Source organism: Aminobacter sp. P4_D5 (assembly GCF_056401815.1).
On sequence record NZ_JBFUIP010000055.1, the window covers coordinates 16807 to 34134 of the forward strand.

At 61.6% G+C, this 17328-nt stretch carries 17 protein-coding genes; 8 read left to right on the forward strand and 9 right to left on the reverse strand.

The genetic code is table 11. The features are described from left to right. The first annotated feature begins 14 nt into the window (after positions 1–14). The 8 genes from AC1DWF_RS14210 (at position 15) to AC1DWF_RS14245 (ending at position 6523) form a co-directional block, all read left to right on the forward strand. Positions 15–1508 carry an NAD(P)-binding domain-containing protein gene (locus tag AC1DWF_RS14210; protein ID WP_476782723.1) on the forward strand — a complete coding sequence of 498 codons (1494 nt, stop codon included), beginning with the start codon at positions 15–17 and terminating at the stop codon, positions 1506–1508. 9 nt (positions 1509–1517) lie between these two features. Continuing rightward, the gene (locus AC1DWF_RS14215) at positions 1518–2018 is read left to right on the forward strand and encodes a CMD domain-containing protein (protein ID WP_476782724.1); all 501 of its coding nucleotides are present in this window, start codon (positions 1518–1520) and stop codon (positions 2016–2018) included. Further along, positions 2015–2590, forward strand: coding sequence for a peroxidase-related enzyme (locus AC1DWF_RS14220; RefSeq protein WP_476787916.1), 576 nt, complete (start codon positions 2015–2017; stop codon positions 2588–2590). Before AC1DWF_RS14215 ends, AC1DWF_RS14220 begins: the two co-directional genes overlap by 4 nt. Positions 2591–2620: 30 nt before the next feature. Further along, entirely contained in the window at positions 2621–3235 is a 615-nt protein-coding gene (locus tag AC1DWF_RS14225; RefSeq protein ID WP_476787917.1) for a helix-turn-helix domain-containing protein, read from the forward strand. A 74-nt stretch (positions 3236–3309) separates the two neighbouring features. After that, positions 3310–4389: an NAD/NADP octopine/nopaline dehydrogenase family protein gene (locus AC1DWF_RS14230; protein ID WP_476782727.1), complete on the forward strand. Its 1080-nt coding sequence runs from the start codon at positions 3310–3312 to the stop codon at positions 4387–4389. Positions 4390–4891: 502 nt separating this feature from the next. Further along, positions 4892–5116: a hypothetical protein gene (locus AC1DWF_RS14235; RefSeq protein ID WP_476786321.1), complete on the forward strand. Its 225-nt coding sequence runs from the start codon at positions 4892–4894 to the stop codon at positions 5114–5116. Beyond that, entirely contained in the window at positions 5056–5544 is a 489-nt protein-coding gene (locus AC1DWF_RS14240; RefSeq protein ID WP_476786322.1) for a hypothetical protein, read from the forward strand. The genes AC1DWF_RS14235 and AC1DWF_RS14240 overlap by 61 nt, the downstream gene beginning before the upstream one ends. 310 nt (positions 5545–5854) lie before the next feature. Then, a complete protein-coding gene (locus tag AC1DWF_RS14245; RefSeq protein ID WP_476786323.1) occupies positions 5855–6523 on the forward strand; it encodes a response regulator in 669 nt (222 codons plus the stop codon). 42 nt (positions 6524–6565) lie between these two features. Here AC1DWF_RS14245 and AC1DWF_RS14250 read toward each other — a convergent pair whose 3' ends face one another. The 9 genes from AC1DWF_RS14250 to AC1DWF_RS14290 all read right to left on the reverse strand — a co-directional run. Continuing rightward, a complete protein-coding gene (locus tag AC1DWF_RS14250) occupies positions 6566–8149 on the reverse strand; it encodes a sensor histidine kinase (RefSeq protein WP_476787918.1) in 1584 nt (527 codons plus the stop codon). Between the two features lie 485 nt (positions 8150–8634). Then, positions 8635–9276, reverse strand: coding sequence for a LuxR C-terminal-related transcriptional regulator (locus AC1DWF_RS14255; RefSeq protein ID WP_476787919.1), 642 nt, complete (start codon positions 9274–9276; stop codon positions 8635–8637). 146 nt (positions 9277–9422) lie between these two features. Further along, a complete protein-coding gene (locus AC1DWF_RS14260) occupies positions 9423–10994 on the reverse strand; it encodes an FGGY-family carbohydrate kinase (RefSeq protein ID WP_476784591.1) in 1572 nt (523 codons plus the stop codon). Positions 10995–11154: 160 nt separating this feature from the next. After that, a complete protein-coding gene (locus tag AC1DWF_RS14265; protein WP_476784590.1) occupies positions 11155–12633 on the reverse strand; it encodes a mannitol dehydrogenase family protein in 1479 nt (492 codons plus the stop codon). 180 nt (positions 12634–12813) lie between these two features. Further along, the gene (locus AC1DWF_RS14270) at positions 12814–13590 is read right to left on the reverse strand and encodes an L-iditol 2-dehydrogenase (RefSeq protein ID WP_476784589.1); all 777 of its coding nucleotides are present in this window, start codon (positions 13588–13590) and stop codon (positions 12814–12816) included. Next, on the reverse strand, positions 13587–14585 hold the full coding sequence (locus tag AC1DWF_RS14275) for an ABC transporter ATP-binding protein (protein WP_476784588.1): 999 nt from the start codon (positions 14583–14585) through the stop codon (positions 13587–13589). Before AC1DWF_RS14275 ends, AC1DWF_RS14270 begins: the two co-directional genes overlap by 4 nt. Positions 14586–14606: 21 nt before the next feature. Beyond that, positions 14607–15431 (reverse strand): carbohydrate ABC transporter permease, encoded by an 825-nt coding sequence (locus tag AC1DWF_RS14280; RefSeq protein WP_476784587.1) that lies wholly within the window; start codon positions 15429–15431, stop codon positions 14607–14609. 10 nt (positions 15432–15441) lie between these two features. Further along, positions 15442–16314 (reverse strand): carbohydrate ABC transporter permease, encoded by an 873-nt coding sequence (locus AC1DWF_RS14285; protein WP_476784586.1) that lies wholly within the window; start codon positions 16312–16314, stop codon positions 15442–15444. Between the two features lie 90 nt (positions 16315–16404). Next, a partial coding sequence (locus AC1DWF_RS14290) for an extracellular solute-binding protein (protein WP_476841788.1) occupies positions 16405–17328 on the reverse strand: 924 nt, incomplete at its 5' end.

A 17328-nucleotide genomic window follows, 5' to 3' on the forward strand; every position in this document is an offset into this window, starting at 1 on the left:
ACAGGCAGATCACCATGGCGTTTGACGTATCCGCACCGCTCCAGTCCGCCGCCGGCGGACTGGAAGAACTCGAACAGCGCGTTCGCGACGACCTGGCCTGCCTGTGCTATCCGCCGGCAAACTGGGTTGTTCCGACGGCAGCTGAAGATCATGTTCACGACGTTATCGTCATCGGCGGTGGCATGTGCGGCCTGGTCGCAAGCTTCGCGCTGATCGGCGCCGGCATCCAGAACATCCGCATCTTCGATCGCAGCCCGGTGGGCTTCGAGGGACCCTGGCTGACCTATGCGCGCATGGAAACGCTGCGTTCGCCCAAGCAGTTGACCGGCCCGGCCTATGGCATGGCGTCGCTGACCTTCCGCGCCTGGTATGTCGCTCAGTTCGGCAACCAGACCTGGGCGGAACTCGAGAAGATCCCGCGGCCGATGTGGATGGAATATCTGCGCTGGTACCGCAAGGTGCTTGAATTGCCGGTGGAAAACGGCGTCGAGGTCAAGACCATCCTGCCCGAAGGCGAGCTGATGCGGCTGACGCTCGCTGGCGAAGGCGCGCGCGAAAAATCGGTACTGGCCCGCAAGGTGGTGATGGCGACCGGCCGCGACGGCATGGGACATCCCAGCATTCCCGGCTTCGTCGACAGTTTGCCCCAGAAATACTGGGCGCATTCTTCGCATGAAATTGACTTTGCCGCCCTGCGCGGCAAGCGAGTGGTGGTGGTCGGCGTGGGGGCATCCGCCGTCGACAATGCCGCCGAGGCGCTGGAAGCAGGGGCCGCTGAAGTGCGCCACCTTATCCGCCGCAAGGAGATGCCCTGCATCAACAAGCTGATGGGCATTGGCTCGTTCGGCTTCACCGCTGCATTCCCGCAGTTGGGCGATGCCAGGCGCTGGCAGATCATGAACTACTCGCTGCGCACGCAGACGCCAGCGCCGCGTGGTTCGACGATGCGTGTGAGCCGGCACCCGAATGCCTATTTCCATTTTGATGCGGCGGTCGAAAAGACCGAGCTCGATGGCGACGAGATCGTCATTTCGACCTCGCAGGGCAAGGCCGTTCGCGCCGACTTCCTGATCCTTGGCACCGGCTTTGGTGTCGATCCGCTGGCGCGCAAGGAACTCGACGGCTACGCCGACAAGATCTTGTTGTGGCAGGACCGCTTCACACCACCAGAGGGCCAGGAAAACAGCGAGCTCGGCAATTATCCCTATCTTGCCCGCGACTTCACCTTCCTGGAGCGCGAGCCTGGGCAGGCGCCATGGCTCGCCAATATCCACAGCTTCAATTCCGGTGCCGCAGCAAGCCTAGGCAAGATGAGCGGCGACATTCCAGGCATCAGCGAAGGTGCGGCGTGGCTGGCGCGCGAGATCGCCGCCAAACTCTACACCGAGAATTTCGGCCAGTACTGGCAGCGCCTGCTCGACTACGACACGCCCGAGCTGCGCGGCGACGAGTGGACGGCATCGCCCCTGCCGGACGATGGGCGGGCGGCTGCCCGCAAGCAGGCATAGGAGAACGGCATGGCACAAAACGAGGACGTGATTGCCGCGATCGTCGGCATCGAACCCGGCAGCGCGCTGGCCGAGGTGGTGGCGGGACGCGCCGACGTCATGGCGCTGACGCAGCAGACGCATGACGGCGCTTTGACGCCGGTTGAGCCAGGCGGCCTCACGCATGCCGAGCGCGCGGCACTTGCCTGCCGCATCGCCAAGATCAACGACGACAAGGACTTCGAGGAACATTTCGAAGTCCTGCTCGAAAAGGCCAGCGCGTCTGGCGACACGGCACGCATTGCCGACATCTGGTTCGACGGCGGTAATGATGCGCGCCTCAAGGCGCTGATCCGGCATGTCGATCTGGTGGCGCATGCGCCCAAGGATGCGACGCGCCGCGACATCGAATTGTTGCAGGAAGCGGGTCTCGCCGATGCCGACATCGTGCGTCTGTCGGAGCTTGTCGCATTCGTCAGCTATCAGATCAGGGTCGCCGCTGGGCTGCGGCTGATGCGGGGATTGGCATGAGCAAGGTTGTCCACGAATTCACCACCACCATTCCCGAGTGGAAGCCCTACGTCAGGCCGCTCGACCTTGCCGAAGCGAGCCCCGCTCAGCTCGAAGCGCTGAAGATCACGCCATCCAACACTAAGGTGTCGGACTATGTTCTGGTGCTGGCGCATGACGTCGAGACGCTGACGCATCGCTCGCCGCTGTTCAACGGCGTGATGTACAACAAGGGCGGCCTGTCGCGTGCCGAGCGCGAGATTGGCGCTGTCGGCGCCTCGATCGTCAATCGCTGCATCTACTGTGCCGCCGTCCACGCCAGCCGCTACAACCAGCTCGCCAAGGACGAGACCGTCATTGCAGCGATCTTCGCCGACGGTGTCGATGCTGAGATCGAGCCCCGGCTCAAGGCGATCTTCGACTTTTCGGTAAAGCTGTCGAAATGCCCCTCCGATGCTGATGCCTCGGACATGCAGGCGCTGGTCGATGCCGGCCTCGGCAAGGACGAGATCCTCGACCTCATCTTGTCGTCGTCGCTGTTCGGTTGGGCCAACCGGCTGATGCACACACTTGGAGAGCCGCTCGCCGAGTAAACTGCCCGAGGCGTCGGAAGGAGCATCGGAATGAACATGCATTCGGTCAATCCGCCGGAAATCGGGCCGCGCCTGCAGGCGTACCGGAAACAGCAGAAGCTCACGCTTGCCGATCTGGCGACGAAATCGGGCGTGTCGCGCTCGATGCTGTCCGAGATCGAGCGCGGCAACGCCAACCCGACCTATGGCACGCTGTGGCATCTGACCCGGGCGCTCAACATCGACCTCAACAACCTGATCAGTGGCGCTTCCGAAGAGCGTGGCGATCGCATCGACCTGCAGCCGGAGAACCTGACGCCGACCATCCGAAGTGCCGATGGCAGCTGCACGCTGCAGATATTATCGCCAGCCGGCATGGTGCCGCTGATCGAATGGTATCTGCTGAGCTTCGAGCCTGAGGGCAAGCTGATCAGCGACCCCCATGGTGCGGGCACCATCGAGCATCTGCACTGCACCGAAGGCGAGATCGTCGTGCGCAGCGCGGGCAATGAAATGATCGTGCGTGCCGGCGAGACGGCGCGCTACGCCGGCGATGTACCGCATTCGCTGACCAGCGCCAGCTCCGTCGGAGCGCGGGCTTTCCTGGTGGTGGCATCGGGCGAGGTCGGCAGCAGCACAACGCGGGCGTTGATACGCCCGAAATGAAACGACCCCGGCGGCACCGGCCTTTGGCGGGCCACCGGAACTGAAATGATATTGATCCAAAAAGGAATATTGGAATGCAGGTAGGTATTGTCGGTGCGGGTTCGATCGCCTTTGGAACGGCGGTGTTTCTCGAACAGCAGGGGCATCACGCGACGCTGTGGTCGCCGTCAGGCGAGCGCACCAAGGCGCTGGCCAAGGGCGAGGCGCTGGTCGCCCAGGGTGCTGTCGAAGGTACCTTCCATCCCTCGGCCGCGGCCAGTGCCGAAGCGCTTGTCGCCGGTTCCGAGGCGATCGTGATCGCGCTGCCGGCCTATGGCCACAAGACCGTGCTCGACGCCATCGCGCCCTACATCAGGGCTGACCAGACGATCATCATCTCCTCGCATGCCTCTTTTGGCGCGCTCTACCTGTCGCGCCTGCTTGCGGCCCGCGGCGTTGTCGCGCCGATCGTCGGCTGGGGCACGACAGTGGTGTCGGGTCGCCAGCTCAGCCCAACGCTGGTCAATGTCAACACCGTGCGCAAGAAGGTCGATCTCGCCACCGTGCCGGCCTCGCGCAGCGCCGATGGCTTCGCTGTCTGCCAGACGCTGTTTGGCGATCGTTTCGTCGACCGGGGCAGCCTGATGGCGATCGCGCTCTCCAACCTCAACCCGCAGAACCATATGGGCATCGCGCTCGGCAACATGACGCGCATGGAGCGTGGCGAGACCTGGAGCCAGGGCCAGAACGTGACGCCGAATGTCGGCCGTCTGCTCGAGGACCTCGATCAGGAACGCATCGCCATCGCCACCAAGCTCGGCCTTGAGGTGCGCAACATCTTCCAGCACTTCCACCTGTCGTTCCATGTGCCGATGAGCTCGATCTCGCAGATGAACCAGGAGATGCACGAAGCCGGCAATGGCGGCACGGGTCCGGCGACTGCCGACAGCCGCTATGTCACCGAAGACGTGCCCTTCGGCCTGGTCGCGACCGCCAAGATCGGCCGCCTCGCCGGCTACCCCGCCGAGCTGCACGAATCCGGCGTGCGCATCTTCTCGGCCATGTATGGCCGCGATTTCAATGCCGAAAACGACCTGCTTGCAGCACTCGACCTCGACTCGATGTCGCTGGAACAGCTCAACGGCCTGTGCCGTGACGGATTTGCGGCAGCTTAACCAAGCGCCCTGGCGCGGCGCTCCTGGCGGGCCGCCGCGCCAATTCTTCCGATGACTTAAACGTATTCCCCAAAGCCTTGCGATTGCCTTCTCGACCGGGGGAGGCTGTCTTCGTGCAGGCCATTTCGGGGATCCCATACGCGGCAGATGCCGTGTCGGACCAAGGTCCGGCGCCTCCCTCACAAGGTCCTGCTTTCTGCAGCATAGGTCGCGGGCCGGTTTCACCGCTGGTTTGCTTGCTGCAGTTTCCAGGCGTCGTCGGATTGCCGATTCAGACTGAGCCGTAGGCAGCGGATCAGTTGGAAAGGCAGGAGTCAGGCGGCTTGGCAACAGCAGCCATGTTTCGGCTGACTCAGGGCATGTGTACCCATTCTTCATAGTTCATCGGGCGGGGTTTGTGCGCGTTGTCCTGACGTTGCGTGCGAGCCTTTTGCCATGAGAGGCTCAAGGCATCGGCGGGACCGCGCGTTTTCCTGATTTCTCATTTTGCGAGGGAAACGCGATGAGCCTTCTACTTCAAGCATTTTGTGCCGACGTTGTTTTGGCTACCCGCACAATCTTGCGGTTCGTTCATTTCATAGGCTTGGCACTTGGCCTGGGTGGCGCCACGGTGCTCGACCTGATGCTGATGCGGTTTTTTGTCAGCGAAAAGATCACGCCCGAAAAATGGATCGTGTTCAAGTTCGTTTCCAGATTGGTCAATGTCGGACTGCTTGTCCTTTGGTGACGGGACTTGGATTTCTCGTGCTCTACGCAATTTGCGAGCCCGTGAAGCTGACCAATGAAAAGATCTGGGCCAAGCTCGCCATTGTGTGGGTGCTAAGTGTCAATGGCGTCTTCATCCACGCTGTGGTGCTGCCGCGCATAGAAGAACAGATCGGCAAGCCGCTGTTTTTGTCGATGAGCAACCAGCAGCGGCATGCCTTTTTGGCATCGGGCGCCATTTCGGTCGCCTCCTGGTACGTGCCGGTGGCGCTGGGGGCGCTGGTGCAGTTCAACTTCACCGTTCCCGCTTCGGCGATCCTTGTGGCCTACCTGATCATTGTTTGCGTCGCGATCGTCGCGGTCCAGCTTTCGATTCATGCGCTTCCGGCGATCAGCAGTTGGTGGCAAAACCGCAAAGGCTTGCTCCAAAGTCGTTTCCGCACGGCATGAGATCACCGCGATGGCGCAGCACGCTTGGCTGCACCATTTCGGCTCAGGCGAGGGCATGTCTTTGTACCACAAAAGGGGTAATTCCAGCCCACTGCCTCCACCGTTGGGCGTAGGTCAGCACGTGAAGCTACCCAATTCGGATAGGGATTTCAGTCCGGTTTCGCCAAAGGTTCTCGCCAGAAATGGCCTGGATCGTGCCGGTGCCGTCGTCGAAGCGCTGGTGGTTAACTAATTGCTAATACATCTGTTTACGCGAGGACCCGACACGCCTACACTACCTAAGCGGCGTAAGGGGTAGGGGTTTGAGTACATGACGATCTCCATCGCGTTGGTCGATGACCATCCGCTGTTGCTTTCTGGCGTTGCTCGAATGTTCGAAATGGAAGGCGACTTTGATGTCGTGGCATGCGGCGGTACGGCGGCTGATGCCATCGAAATTGTAGTTCGGCATCTGCCGAATGTTCTGATCCTTGATCTAAGTTTGCCCGGCGATGCSTTCGATGCCATCGCGGCTATCGCTTCCAGGTCGGAAAGCACGAAAGTGGTGGCCTTCACCGCATCGACGGGCATCGAGGCCGCTGTCCGGGCGCTCGAAGCGGGCGCAAGTGGTTACATCCTCAAGGGCAGCAGTTCCGACGAGGTGCTGAGGGGCGTTCGCGCCGTCTATGGCGGCGAGGTCTACATCACGCAGGGTTTTGCCAGCAAAGTCATCTCAGCGTTGAGAAATGCGTCGCTGCGGAAAATCGCGGCGCAGGCGATCAAGCTCAGCATTCGCGAGGAGCAGATCATCCGTCTCCTGCTGCGCGGCCGAACCAACAAGGAAATCGCAGTCTCCCTTGGGATCAGCGAAAAGACGGTCAAGCATTACATGACCGTGCTGATGCAGAAGCTGCAGGCGCGAAACCGCCTTGAGGTGGTTATCGCCGCGCAGAAAATGGAGGCGGAGAGCCGGCGTGACCGGGAGCCGGCGTTTCACTAACGGATCGGGCTCTTTGCGTGCGTCCAGACGGGCGCACTGTGCTCAAGCCGTCGTCGATGCCTTTAGGTCTACCGCGCTGGCTGGAAGGGCGGCCAGCGGGATTTCCACGAACAGTTCAGCGCCACGTGGCTGGCTGGGGCGTAGCTGAACCCGGCCACCGAACACTTCGACGCGGTTGCGGATGCCCTGAAGTCCGAGCGGGTTGACGCGTCCTTGCGGATCGGTTCGCACCGCGAGCCCAGGTCCGGAATCCGAGACGATCACGGTTATGGACGTGTCGCTGGAGCGGGCCAAAACGTGCTGCTGTTGCGCTTCGCCATGGCGGAATGCATTGTTGAGCCCCTCCTGAATGACGCGGAAGAGACAGATCTTCAAGGAAGGATCTCTCTGCTCCGGAAGCGCGTCAAATGTTGTCTCGACCATCGTTCCGGTAGCTTGTTCATGGCGCGCGATGGCAAGGTTCAGCGTCTCTTCGAGACTGAGGCTCCCTATCTCGGGAAGTACCAGCCCGCCCGACAAGTCGCGAAGTTCAGACAAGACCTGCTTGGCCAATTCCTCAGCGTCGGTGTCGACAGGGCTTGTGTCTGGCGACGGCGGAGCCTTGGCCGATGTGCCGCGCATTTTGTACGGCGACTGGCCCAGGCGCAATATCAGCAGGCTGAGCAACTGCACGGGGCCGTCGTGAAGGTCCGCGCCGATGCGATTGAGCAGGCGTTCGTTGGCCTGGCTGGCAGCTATTCGCAACTTGTCGGCCATGGCACCGAGCGCACTGTTTTGTTCGGCAAGTTCCTGTGCATTGGCCAACTGGTTGGCGAGCGTGTGCTGCTGGCTCGTGATCAGCCTGTTTGCCCGTCTGACGATCAGGAACAGCAGCGCCATCATGGCCGCTGTGGTGAGCCCGACGACTGCCCATGCCTGGCGTTGCGCGCTTGCTAGGCTTTCCATGAAAGGGCCGGCTTCTTCGTAGAACTCGCCCACCGCGACAACCCCGGCGGCTTCGGTGCGGTAGATGGGGGCGTAGATTTCAAGCAGCGGGTAAGACCTGTTCACTCCGTCCTCGTCGTCGGGGCGCCTTTCAAGCTGCGCGACGATGGTCCCGGCAAAGGCCCTTTCGACGTCGGGCGTCAGCATCAACTTGCCGATTTGCGACTTTTCGGTGCTGTAGACCACTGTGCCGTCTTGGCGCCAGATCCTGGCCCCTTCGACCCGCTCCGACAGATCCGTGCTTACAAGCATCCGATCCAGCTCTTGAATGTGCTTTTCGGACATTTCCAGATTTTCGTTGAGATGACGGATATGGGGGGCGAGGAACCCCTGCATGTACAGGCTGGCGGATTCCGCCCGGCTACGAACTTGCCCGGCCTCGATCTGGGAGCTCAGCCATTGGCCGAGAATGGCCATCGAACCGCAAACGATCAGCGTTGCAACAGTCAGAAATTGCGCTGTCAGGCTAAGCCTGTGCCAGTAGCTGAAAGGGGCCTTGATACGAGGCCAAAGACCTCTGCGCTCCTGGCCATTGGTCACGACAGCGGCCGGATCATTGGTCGCGTGTTCCCCTCCACTGAAAGTCAGTGGGCGGGGCGAGACCAAGGTGTCCCCATTTGATGAGACCTTGTTGTCTACCAAGGCGTCCTTCCCGGCGAGAGTCGTGCGAATTCTTGCGATTCTGACCGAAGCTGGTTTGTGAATTCCAAGCCCGGTCGACTGAACGAATACGAAAATGGTGGTTGCGCCGCGTTCGTATGGCGCGAAGGGATAGTCGTATGCCTGGTTTCAAGTTCAGCGCACGGCCTTCATGGCGCCTTTCACCACGGCAGCCTTTCCGAACCGCAATGAAATAGTTACTGCGACAGCCCCTTTGCTCTGGTGGCGCGAGGACCCGTCGCATGTCCTCCAACAACTGAACGTCTCGGAGTAACGATCATGCGGACCAGCTTCAATGTCAACAAAGCCGACCTGGAATCCATGCTCAAGCAGAGCAAGATCGCCGAGGCGATGTCGATCGGTAATACCGCGGCACCGAAGTCGCCGATGTCGCGGTGACGGAGAAGGAACCTGCCAAGCTCAAGGACAACCGGCTGTTGCTGGGCATGCCGGTCGAGGTTTTCATCTCAGCGGGCGCCTGCGCCAATTTCGTGCATGATCATCGCCGCCTCGGTCCGGTTGCGAACGCCCAGCTTGGCGAAGACCTTGGTCATGTGATGCTTGACTGTCTTTTCGTGCAGGCTCAGGCGCATGGCCACTTCCTTGTTGCTGAGCCCATTGCCGACGAGACGCAGGATCTGGTCTTCGCGGCGGGTCAATCGGTGCAGCAGATTGCTGCCGCTGTCCTTGGCTATCCGCGATTCCAGATCGGCGACAAGCCGCGCGGAAAGCACGGGCGCCACATAGATTTCGCCGCCGGCGATCCTGTGCAGTATCTCGGCCAGCGATCGCGATCCGACGCCTTTGAGAATGTAGCCGCGCACGCCAAGCTGTAGCGCTTCGACAAGATCGCTGATGGCTTCCGAAACCGTCAACAGAGCAACTTTGAGACCGGGTTGCTCGGCGAGGATGTCACGTGCGGCATTCATGCCGCCGCCGGGCATGCTGATGTCCATCAGGATGATCTCTGGCTCTTCCTGGGCGAGCTTGCGGGCGTCGTTTGAGCAAGCGCCTTCGCCGATGATTTCAAACCCGCCGATCTCGGTCAGGCTTCGCACGACGCCCTCGCGGAGGAGAGGGCGGTCGTCGACAACGGCGAGGCGGATCATGACAGCGCTTGCTCCCTGTTCGACCCAGCCCAAGCCCAGCTATGGAAACGCCCGTAGGCGTTCCACATCATTGCAACCAATATGCGCGTCTGGTTGCGTGGGGAAGCGACTTAGGTCCCATCGAGATGGGAACAATGGACTCGAATCTAGCTGAGTTCGTCGAGCAATCGGCGCTGGCGGTGCATTTCGAGGAACACGCGATAATCGCGGTCGAAGCGCGGCTGAGCCGTTGGATTGGGTCGCCGGGCGCGGCCCTCCTGGCGCATCGCCGCACAAGCTTCGGTGAGGCTTGGATAGAGGCCGCCCGCGGCTGCCGCAGCCATCGCCGTGCCCAAAAGCACGGCGTCGCCGCCAATTGGCTCGACGACCGTGCAGCCGGTCGCGTCGGCGTAGAGTTCCATCAGCAACGGATTGCGGGTGTGGCCGCCGGTGACATGCAGCGTGTCGATGCCGTAGCCGTTGGCGTTGAGCGCGTCGAGCACGTGGCGAAGGCCAAGTGCTATGGCAACGGCCGTGCGCCAGTAGAGCCGACACAGGCTGTCGAAGGAGACATCGAGCGTCAACCCGCTGATCACGCCAAGCGCATGCGGATCGGCCAGCGGCGAGCGATTGCCGTGGAAATCGGGCAGCACATGCAGACGCCCGGCCAGATCGAGCCCTTCGACGCTACGCAGCTGCATGATACGTTCAGTGATGCGCTGGTGCATCGCAACGTCGGGCTCGCCGCCGGCACCATGCCAGCGGATGATGTGGTCAAGCAGGGCACCTGTCGCCGACTGGCCACCTTCGCTTAGCCAAAGATCAGGCAGTGCCGCGCCAAAATACGGCCCCCACACCCCGGCAAAGGGGCGCGGTTCCGCCGACATGGCCATGACGCAGCTCGAGGTGCCCGCGATCAAGGCGAGATGGCGTTCGATGCCGGGACGGCCGCCGATGACGCCAACAGCACCCGCAAATGCGTCGATCATGCCGGCGCCGACGCGGCAAGCAATCGTGAGCCCCAGCGCCGAGGCGGCAGCAGGCGTAAGCGGGCCGAGATCGGAGCCGACCGGGCTTGCCCGACCAGGCAATGCGGCATGTTCGAAGAGGTCGGCAAGGCCGACTGCCGTGAAGAAGTCGTGACGCCATGCTTCGCGCTCGTGGGCGAGATAGGTCCATTTGGCGGTCAGCGTGCATTGCGAGCGGGCGACCGAGCCGCATGCCTTGTGGGTGAGGAAATCGGCAAGGTCGAAGAGCTGACCGGTACGGACCCAGCTTTCCGGCAGATGACGCTTGACCCACATCAGCTTGGGCGTTGCCATCTCCGGCGACATGACGCCGCCAACATAATCAAGCACGTCGTTGCGGGTCGCCGTGCATTCGTCGGCCTCCGCCAAGGCGCGATGGTCGAGCCAGACGATGGTGTCCCAGCGGTCCTCACCGCAGCCCGACACGCCAACCTGCTCGCCAGCCTTGCCCCTGAACACGGTCGAGCATGTCGCGTCGAAGCTGATGCCGGCGACGTCGCCGGGCTCAACGTCAGCGGTCGCGCGCGCAAGACGCACCGCCACGCAAACTGCCTGCCAGATGTTTTCGGAATCGTGCTCGCATTGGCCTGATATCGAGCGGTTCATGGCGATGGGGTGTTCGGCGCGGCCGAGCAGCTTGCCTGTGGGATCGAAAATGCCGGCGCGCGCGCTGCCTGTGCCCACGTCGACGGCACATAGATAGGTCGCCATCAGGATGACAACGCCCTGCAAGGCCCGTGCCGACTGCTGCTGCCGGACGGAGTTGGTCGCAATTTCACCTGATGTAAAAGTGCGCAAATCAAAGCCATGACGCGCAGTCTATATGCGGGTCATTGGTAATTCCAGCGGTCAGCGGCAGCTTGGACTTGGCTCACAAACTGTCGCCGAGGTAACGCGTCAGCGTCTCTTTGGTCCCCAGCTTCCAAAGCGTATCGAGACTATGGCCGAAGGTCTTGCCGAAGATCGGCGACTTGCCGACTTCGCCGTAGATGTCTTCCATGGCGAGCCAGGTCTCGGGCGCGCCTCGGGCTGCCTTTGCGGTTGCATGCAAGCGATTCCAGTTGGGGTCGTTTGGTTCGATCACCGCGCCTGAATCGGTAGTCCCGAAGCAGTAGCGAGCCCAGAGCGCGGATTCGAGCGCGAGGCCCGTTATGCCAGCTCCCGCTTTCAGCCGGTCGGCTATCGTCGGAATAATGAACTTCGGCTGCCTGTTGGATCCGTCGAGGCAAAGCCGGCGTACGGTGTCGCCAATCTTCGGATTGGAAAAGCGGCGCTCGATGAGCTGGCAATACTCTTCCAGGACGACACCCGGTACCGGCGGCACGGTCGGGATGATTTCCTCGCGCGCGAGCTTGGCAAGGAATGCGCACACCAGCGGGTTGTCCATAGCCTCGTGGACGAAATGGATGTCCATCAGCCCGGCGGGATAAGCGATAGTGGCATGGCCGCCATTGAGGATTCTGATCTTCATCAGCTCGAACGGGGCGACGTCATGGACGAATTGCACGCCGACCTTTTCCAGCGCGGGGCGCCCATCGGTGAAATGGTCCTCCATCACCCATTGCTTGAACGGCTCGCAGAAAACCGGCCAATTATCGTCGACACCGAAATCGCTGCTCAAGATGGAGCGTTCGCGATCGGTGGTGGCAGGAGTGATGCGGTCGACCATGCTGTTGGGAAAGGCGACGTTTTCGCTGACCCAGTCAGCCAGCGTTTCATCGACAAGCCGGGCGAGACCAACCATCGCATCTGATGTGACATGGCCGTTGCCCGGGATGTTGTCGCAAGACATGACGGTGAAGGGCACTATGCCGTCTTCGCGGCGCCGCATGAGACCGGCAAGGATGATGCCGAACACGGTCTTCGGCGTTGCGATGTTTTCAGCGTCCGCGACAATGTCGGGATGGGCCGGGTTGAACACCCCGGATGCCGGATCGATGAAATAACCGCCTTCGGTAATGGTCAGCGAAACGATGCGGATCGCCGGGTCGGCCAGGCGCTCGATGATGGCTGTGGCGTCGCCGGGCATCAGGAAATCGATCATGACCGAAGTGACGCGGGCGCTCATATGGCCGCTGTCTTGCTCCACCACGGTGGTCAGCCAATCCTGCTCGGCAAGTTTGGCGCGCCCGACCTTTTCGCCGTCGAAGACGCCTGCGCCGACGATCGCCCAATCATGGCCGATGCCGGAATTGAACAGCTCGTCGAGATAGACGCCCTGGTGCGAGCGATGGAAATTGCCAACGCCGAAATGCACGATGCCGGCCGTGAGCGACGAGCGGTCGTAGGTTGGACGCGCGACGTTGGCGGGAAGCTGGCCGAGATTCGCTTGGGAGAGTTTCACGGTCATGGTTCGACGCTTTCTTTTTGGGGTTCAGCGCAGACGTCTCCAATCCCTTCGCCCCGTTTACGGGGAGAAGGTGGCCCGAAGGGCCGGATGAGGGGCCATGCCAAGATTGGCAAGGTCAGATTTGCCCCTCACCTGCCTGCCGGCATCCTCTCCCCGTGAACGGGGAGAGGAACGCTGTCTTCAGCTCATCCAGTTGCCGCCATCGACATTGTAGGTCTGGGCGACGATGTATTGGCTCTCCGACCCGGCGAGGAAAATCGCCATGCCGACGAGGTCTTGTGCCGTGCCCATGCGGCCAAAGGGGACGGCTTCGCCGACAAGGCGCTTCTTTTCGCCTCGGGGCCGGTTTTCGTATTTGGCAAACAGCTCGTCGACGTGGTCCCAATGCTCGCCCTCGACCACGCCCGGGGCGATGGCGTTGACGTTGATGCCATGCTTGATCAGGTCGAGCCCAGCCGACTGGGTCAGGCTGATGACGGCGGCCTTGGTGGCGCAATAGACACCGACGAGCGCTTCGCCGCGACGACCGGCCTGGCTCGCCATGTTGATGATTTTTCCGCCCCGGCCAGCGGCAATCATCGAGCGGGCAACCGCTTGCAAGGTGAAAAGCGTGCCGGCGACATTGACGGCAAACAGCTTGTCGTAGCTTGCCTTCGAAATCTCGACGATGGGAGCGAGGTCGAACAGGGCGGCATTGTTGACGAGGATATCGATCCCGCCAGCCTTGGCTTCGACTGCTTTCACCGCCGCTTCGATCGAGGCCAAGTCGGTCACATCCAGCTTGACCGCATAGGCCGACGTGCCGATCTCGGCGGCGGTCTTTTCGGCGGCCTCAAGATTGATGTCGCCGATGGCAACTGTCGCACCCTCGTGGACATAAGCTTCGGCGAAAGTACGGCCGATGCCGCGCGCGGCACCCGTGATCAGCGCCGACTTGCCCTTGAGCCTGGCGCTCACATCGCCCTCCCATCGGTGCCAAAGCGGTGGATCTTGGCCGGGCTGGGGGTGAGGTAGATCGTTTCGCCATGGCGCACGCCGATCTCGCCGTCGGCACGGACTGTCAGCGGGCCAACCTGGTCTGCTTGGACGTGAAGGAAGGTGTCGGAACCGAGATGTTCGGCGACACCGACCGTCGCTTTCCATTCGCCTGATGTGGTCGAGATGCCAAGATGCTCGGGCCTGACCCCGATGGTCGTCGCACCATGCTTGGCAGCCGCCGCACCGTTGATCAGGTTCATCTTCGGCGAGCCGATGAAGCCGGCGACAAACAGGTTTTTGGGCGTCTTGTAGAGGTCCATCGGCGAGCCGACCTGCTCGATGTTGCCGGCATTCAGCACCACGATCTTGTCGGCCATGGTCATCGCCTCGACCTGGTCGTGGGTGACATAGATCATCGTCGTCTTGAGCTGGTGGTGAAGTTCACTGATTTCCAGGCGCATCGTGCCGCGCAGGGCGGCGTCGAGGTTCGACAGCGGCTCGTCGAACAGAAAGGCCGAAGGCTGGCGCACGATGGCGCGGCCAATGGCGACGCGCTGGCGCTGGCCACCCGAGAGCTGGCCAGGGCGGCGTTCGAGATAGTTTGTCAGGTTCAGGACGCGAGCAGCATCCTTGACCTTCTTGTCGATGACGGCCGGATCGTCGCCCGCCATCTTCAGCGGAAAGGCGATGTTTTTGTAGACGCTCATATGCGGGTAGAGCGCATAGGACTGGAAGACCATCGCCAGGCGCCGCTTGGCGGGAGCCTCGCCGGTGACGTCGCGGCCATCGATGTCGATGCTGCCCGAGGTCGTGTCTTCCAGGCCGGCGATCAGCCTGAGCAAGGTCGACTTGCCACAGCCCGAAGGCCCGACGAAGACGACGAACTCGCCGTCTTCGATCTCCAGGTCGATATTGGGGATGATGATTGTCGCGCCGAAGGATTTCGACACTTTCTTGAGTTTGATGTTTCCCATGGTTTCCTCCCGCGGGTTCGACTACTTCACGGCGCCGAAAGTCAGGCCGCGGACGAGCTGGCGCTGGGAGAACCAGCCCATGATCAGGATTGGTGCGATGGCCAGTGTCGAGGCCGCSGAAAGCTTCGCCCAAAACAGGCCTTGCGGACTGGAGAACGACGCGATGAAGGCGGTCAGCGGTGCGGCGTTGGTGGTGGTCAGGCGGATGGTCCAGAACGACTCGTTCCAGGCCAGGATGATGTTGAGCAGCATGGTCGAGGCGATGCCGGGTACCGCCATCGGCGTCAGCACGTAGACGATCTCGCCCCACAGCGAGGCGCCATCCATGCGCGCGGCTTCAAGGATTTCGCCGGGGATTTCGCGGAAGTAGGTGTAGAGCATCCACACCACGATCGGCAGGTTGATTAGCATCAGCATGACGGTCAGGCCGATGTGGGTGTCGAGAAGATGGGTGTCGCGGAAGATCAGGTAGATCGGCACCAAAACGGCAACCGCCGGCATCATCTTGGTGGAGAGCATCCACATCAGGATGTCTTTGGTGCGCTTGGTCGGCGAAAATGCCATCGACCAGGCGGCAGGAATGGCAATCAGCAGAGCGAGGATCGTCGAGCCGACAGCGATGATCACCGAATTCAGGAAGAACTTGAAATAGTTGCTCTGCGCCTGGACCTCGGCATAGCTCTCCAGCGTGCCCGACGGGATCAGGCTGAAGCCTGCGATCGCCTCGGTCTCCGACTTGAAGCTGGTGATGATCGTATAAAGGATGGGAAAGAAGATCAGCAGGGCCACCACCCAGGCCGCCACGGTGAACCCGATCTTGCGATTGGTCGAGACTGCGCGTGCCATGGTTTGCTCCTCACTTGTCCAGGTTCTTGCCGACGGCGCGCATCAGGAAGAAGGCGACGATGTTGGCAAGGATGACCGCGATGATGCCGCCGGCCGATGCGCCGCCGACGTCGTAGCCAAGAAGTGCCGTGCGGTAGATCAGGAAGGGCAGGTTGGTCGAAGCGTAGCCCGGGCCGCCATTGGTGGTGACGAGGATCTCCGCATAGACGCCGAGCAGGAAGATGGTCTGGATCAGGATGACCACCGTGATCGCGCGCGAGATATGGGGGATCGTCAGATAGATGAAGCGGCTGACAAAGCCCGCGCCGTCCATTTCGGCGGCCTCTTTCTGCTCGCCATCGAGTGACTGAAGCGCGGTCAAAAGGATCAGCGTGGCAAATGGCAGCCACTGCCAGGCAACGATGATGATGATGGAAAACAGCGGGTATTGCGCGAACCAGTCGACTGGCTGGGCGCCGAAGAACCTGGCGATGTCGGCGAAGACCCCGTAGCCAGGGTGCATGATCATGTTTTTCCACACCAGTGCCGCCACCGGGGGCATGACGAAGAACGGTGAGATCACCAGGATGCGCACGATGCCCTGGCCGAACATCGGCTGGTCGAGCAGCAGCGCCAGCGCGATGCCGCCGATGACGGTGATCAGCAGCACGCCGACAACCAGAACCAGCGTGTTCCAGATTGACTGGAAGAAGGCCGGGTCGGTGTAGAAATACTTGTAATTGAACAGGCCGGCGAAGCTGACATTGCCCGGATTGAGCAGATTGTAGTTCAGGAACGAAAACCACAGCGTCATCGCCAATGGCACGATCATCCAGACAAAGAGAAGGATCACCGACGGCGCCATCATGAAGCGCGCGAGCGTACGGGTCTGTCGAGTAGCCATTGATATCACCGCGTAAGATCAAAAGATGCTTCGAGCGGAAAGGGGCCGTCCGGACTGGGAGACCGGACGGCCAGGCACCGGGAGGATGCCCTATTTGATGTAGCCGGCGCGGGTCATTTCACGGACCGAGGCGGTCTGAGCACCAGCCAGCGCGTCATCGACACTCGACTGTCCGGCGAGTGCCGCCGAGAAAAGCTGTCCAACCGTCGTGCCAAGGCCCTGGAACTCCGGAATGGCCACGAACTGCACGCCGACGTAAGGCACCGGCTTGACGGTGGGCTTGGTCGGGTCGGCCGAGTTGATCGAGTCCAGGGTCATTTTGGCGAAGGGGGCTGCCTTCTGGTACTCAGGGTTGGCGTAAAGCGAGCTGCGCGTTCCCGGAGGAACGTTGGCCCAGCCTTCCTTCGAGGCGACGAGGTCGAGGTAACCCTTGCTGGTTGCCCAGGAGACGAACTTTTCAGCCGCTTCTGCTTTCTGCGTGCCGGCCGGAATGCCGAGCGACCACGCCCACAGCCAGTTTCCACGCTTGCCGAGACCATTGTCGGGCGCCAGCGCATAGCCAACCTTGTCGGCAACGGTGGAGTCCTTGGGGTTCGACACGAAGGAAGCCGCAACCGTGGCGTCGATCCACATGCCGCACTTGCCCTGCTGGAACAGCGCCAGGTTTTCGTTGAAGCCATTGGAAGACGCGCCAGAGGGGCCGGCGTCCTTCATCAGGTCGACATAGAACTGTAGCGTCTTTTTCCATTCGGGCTGGTCGAACTGCGGCTGCCATTTTTCGTCGAACCAGCGCGCGCCAAAGGAGTTGGACATGGCGGTCAGGAAGGCCATGTTCTCGCCMCATCCGGCCTTGCCTCGCAGGCAGATGCCGTTGATGTCATTGGCGCGGTCGGTCATCTTGCGGGCAGCGTCGGCGATGAATTCCCAGGTCGGTGCGTCGGGCATCTTGAGCCCGGCTTTCTCCATCAGGTCCTTGCGGTACATGACAAACGAGCTCTCGCCATAGAACGGCGC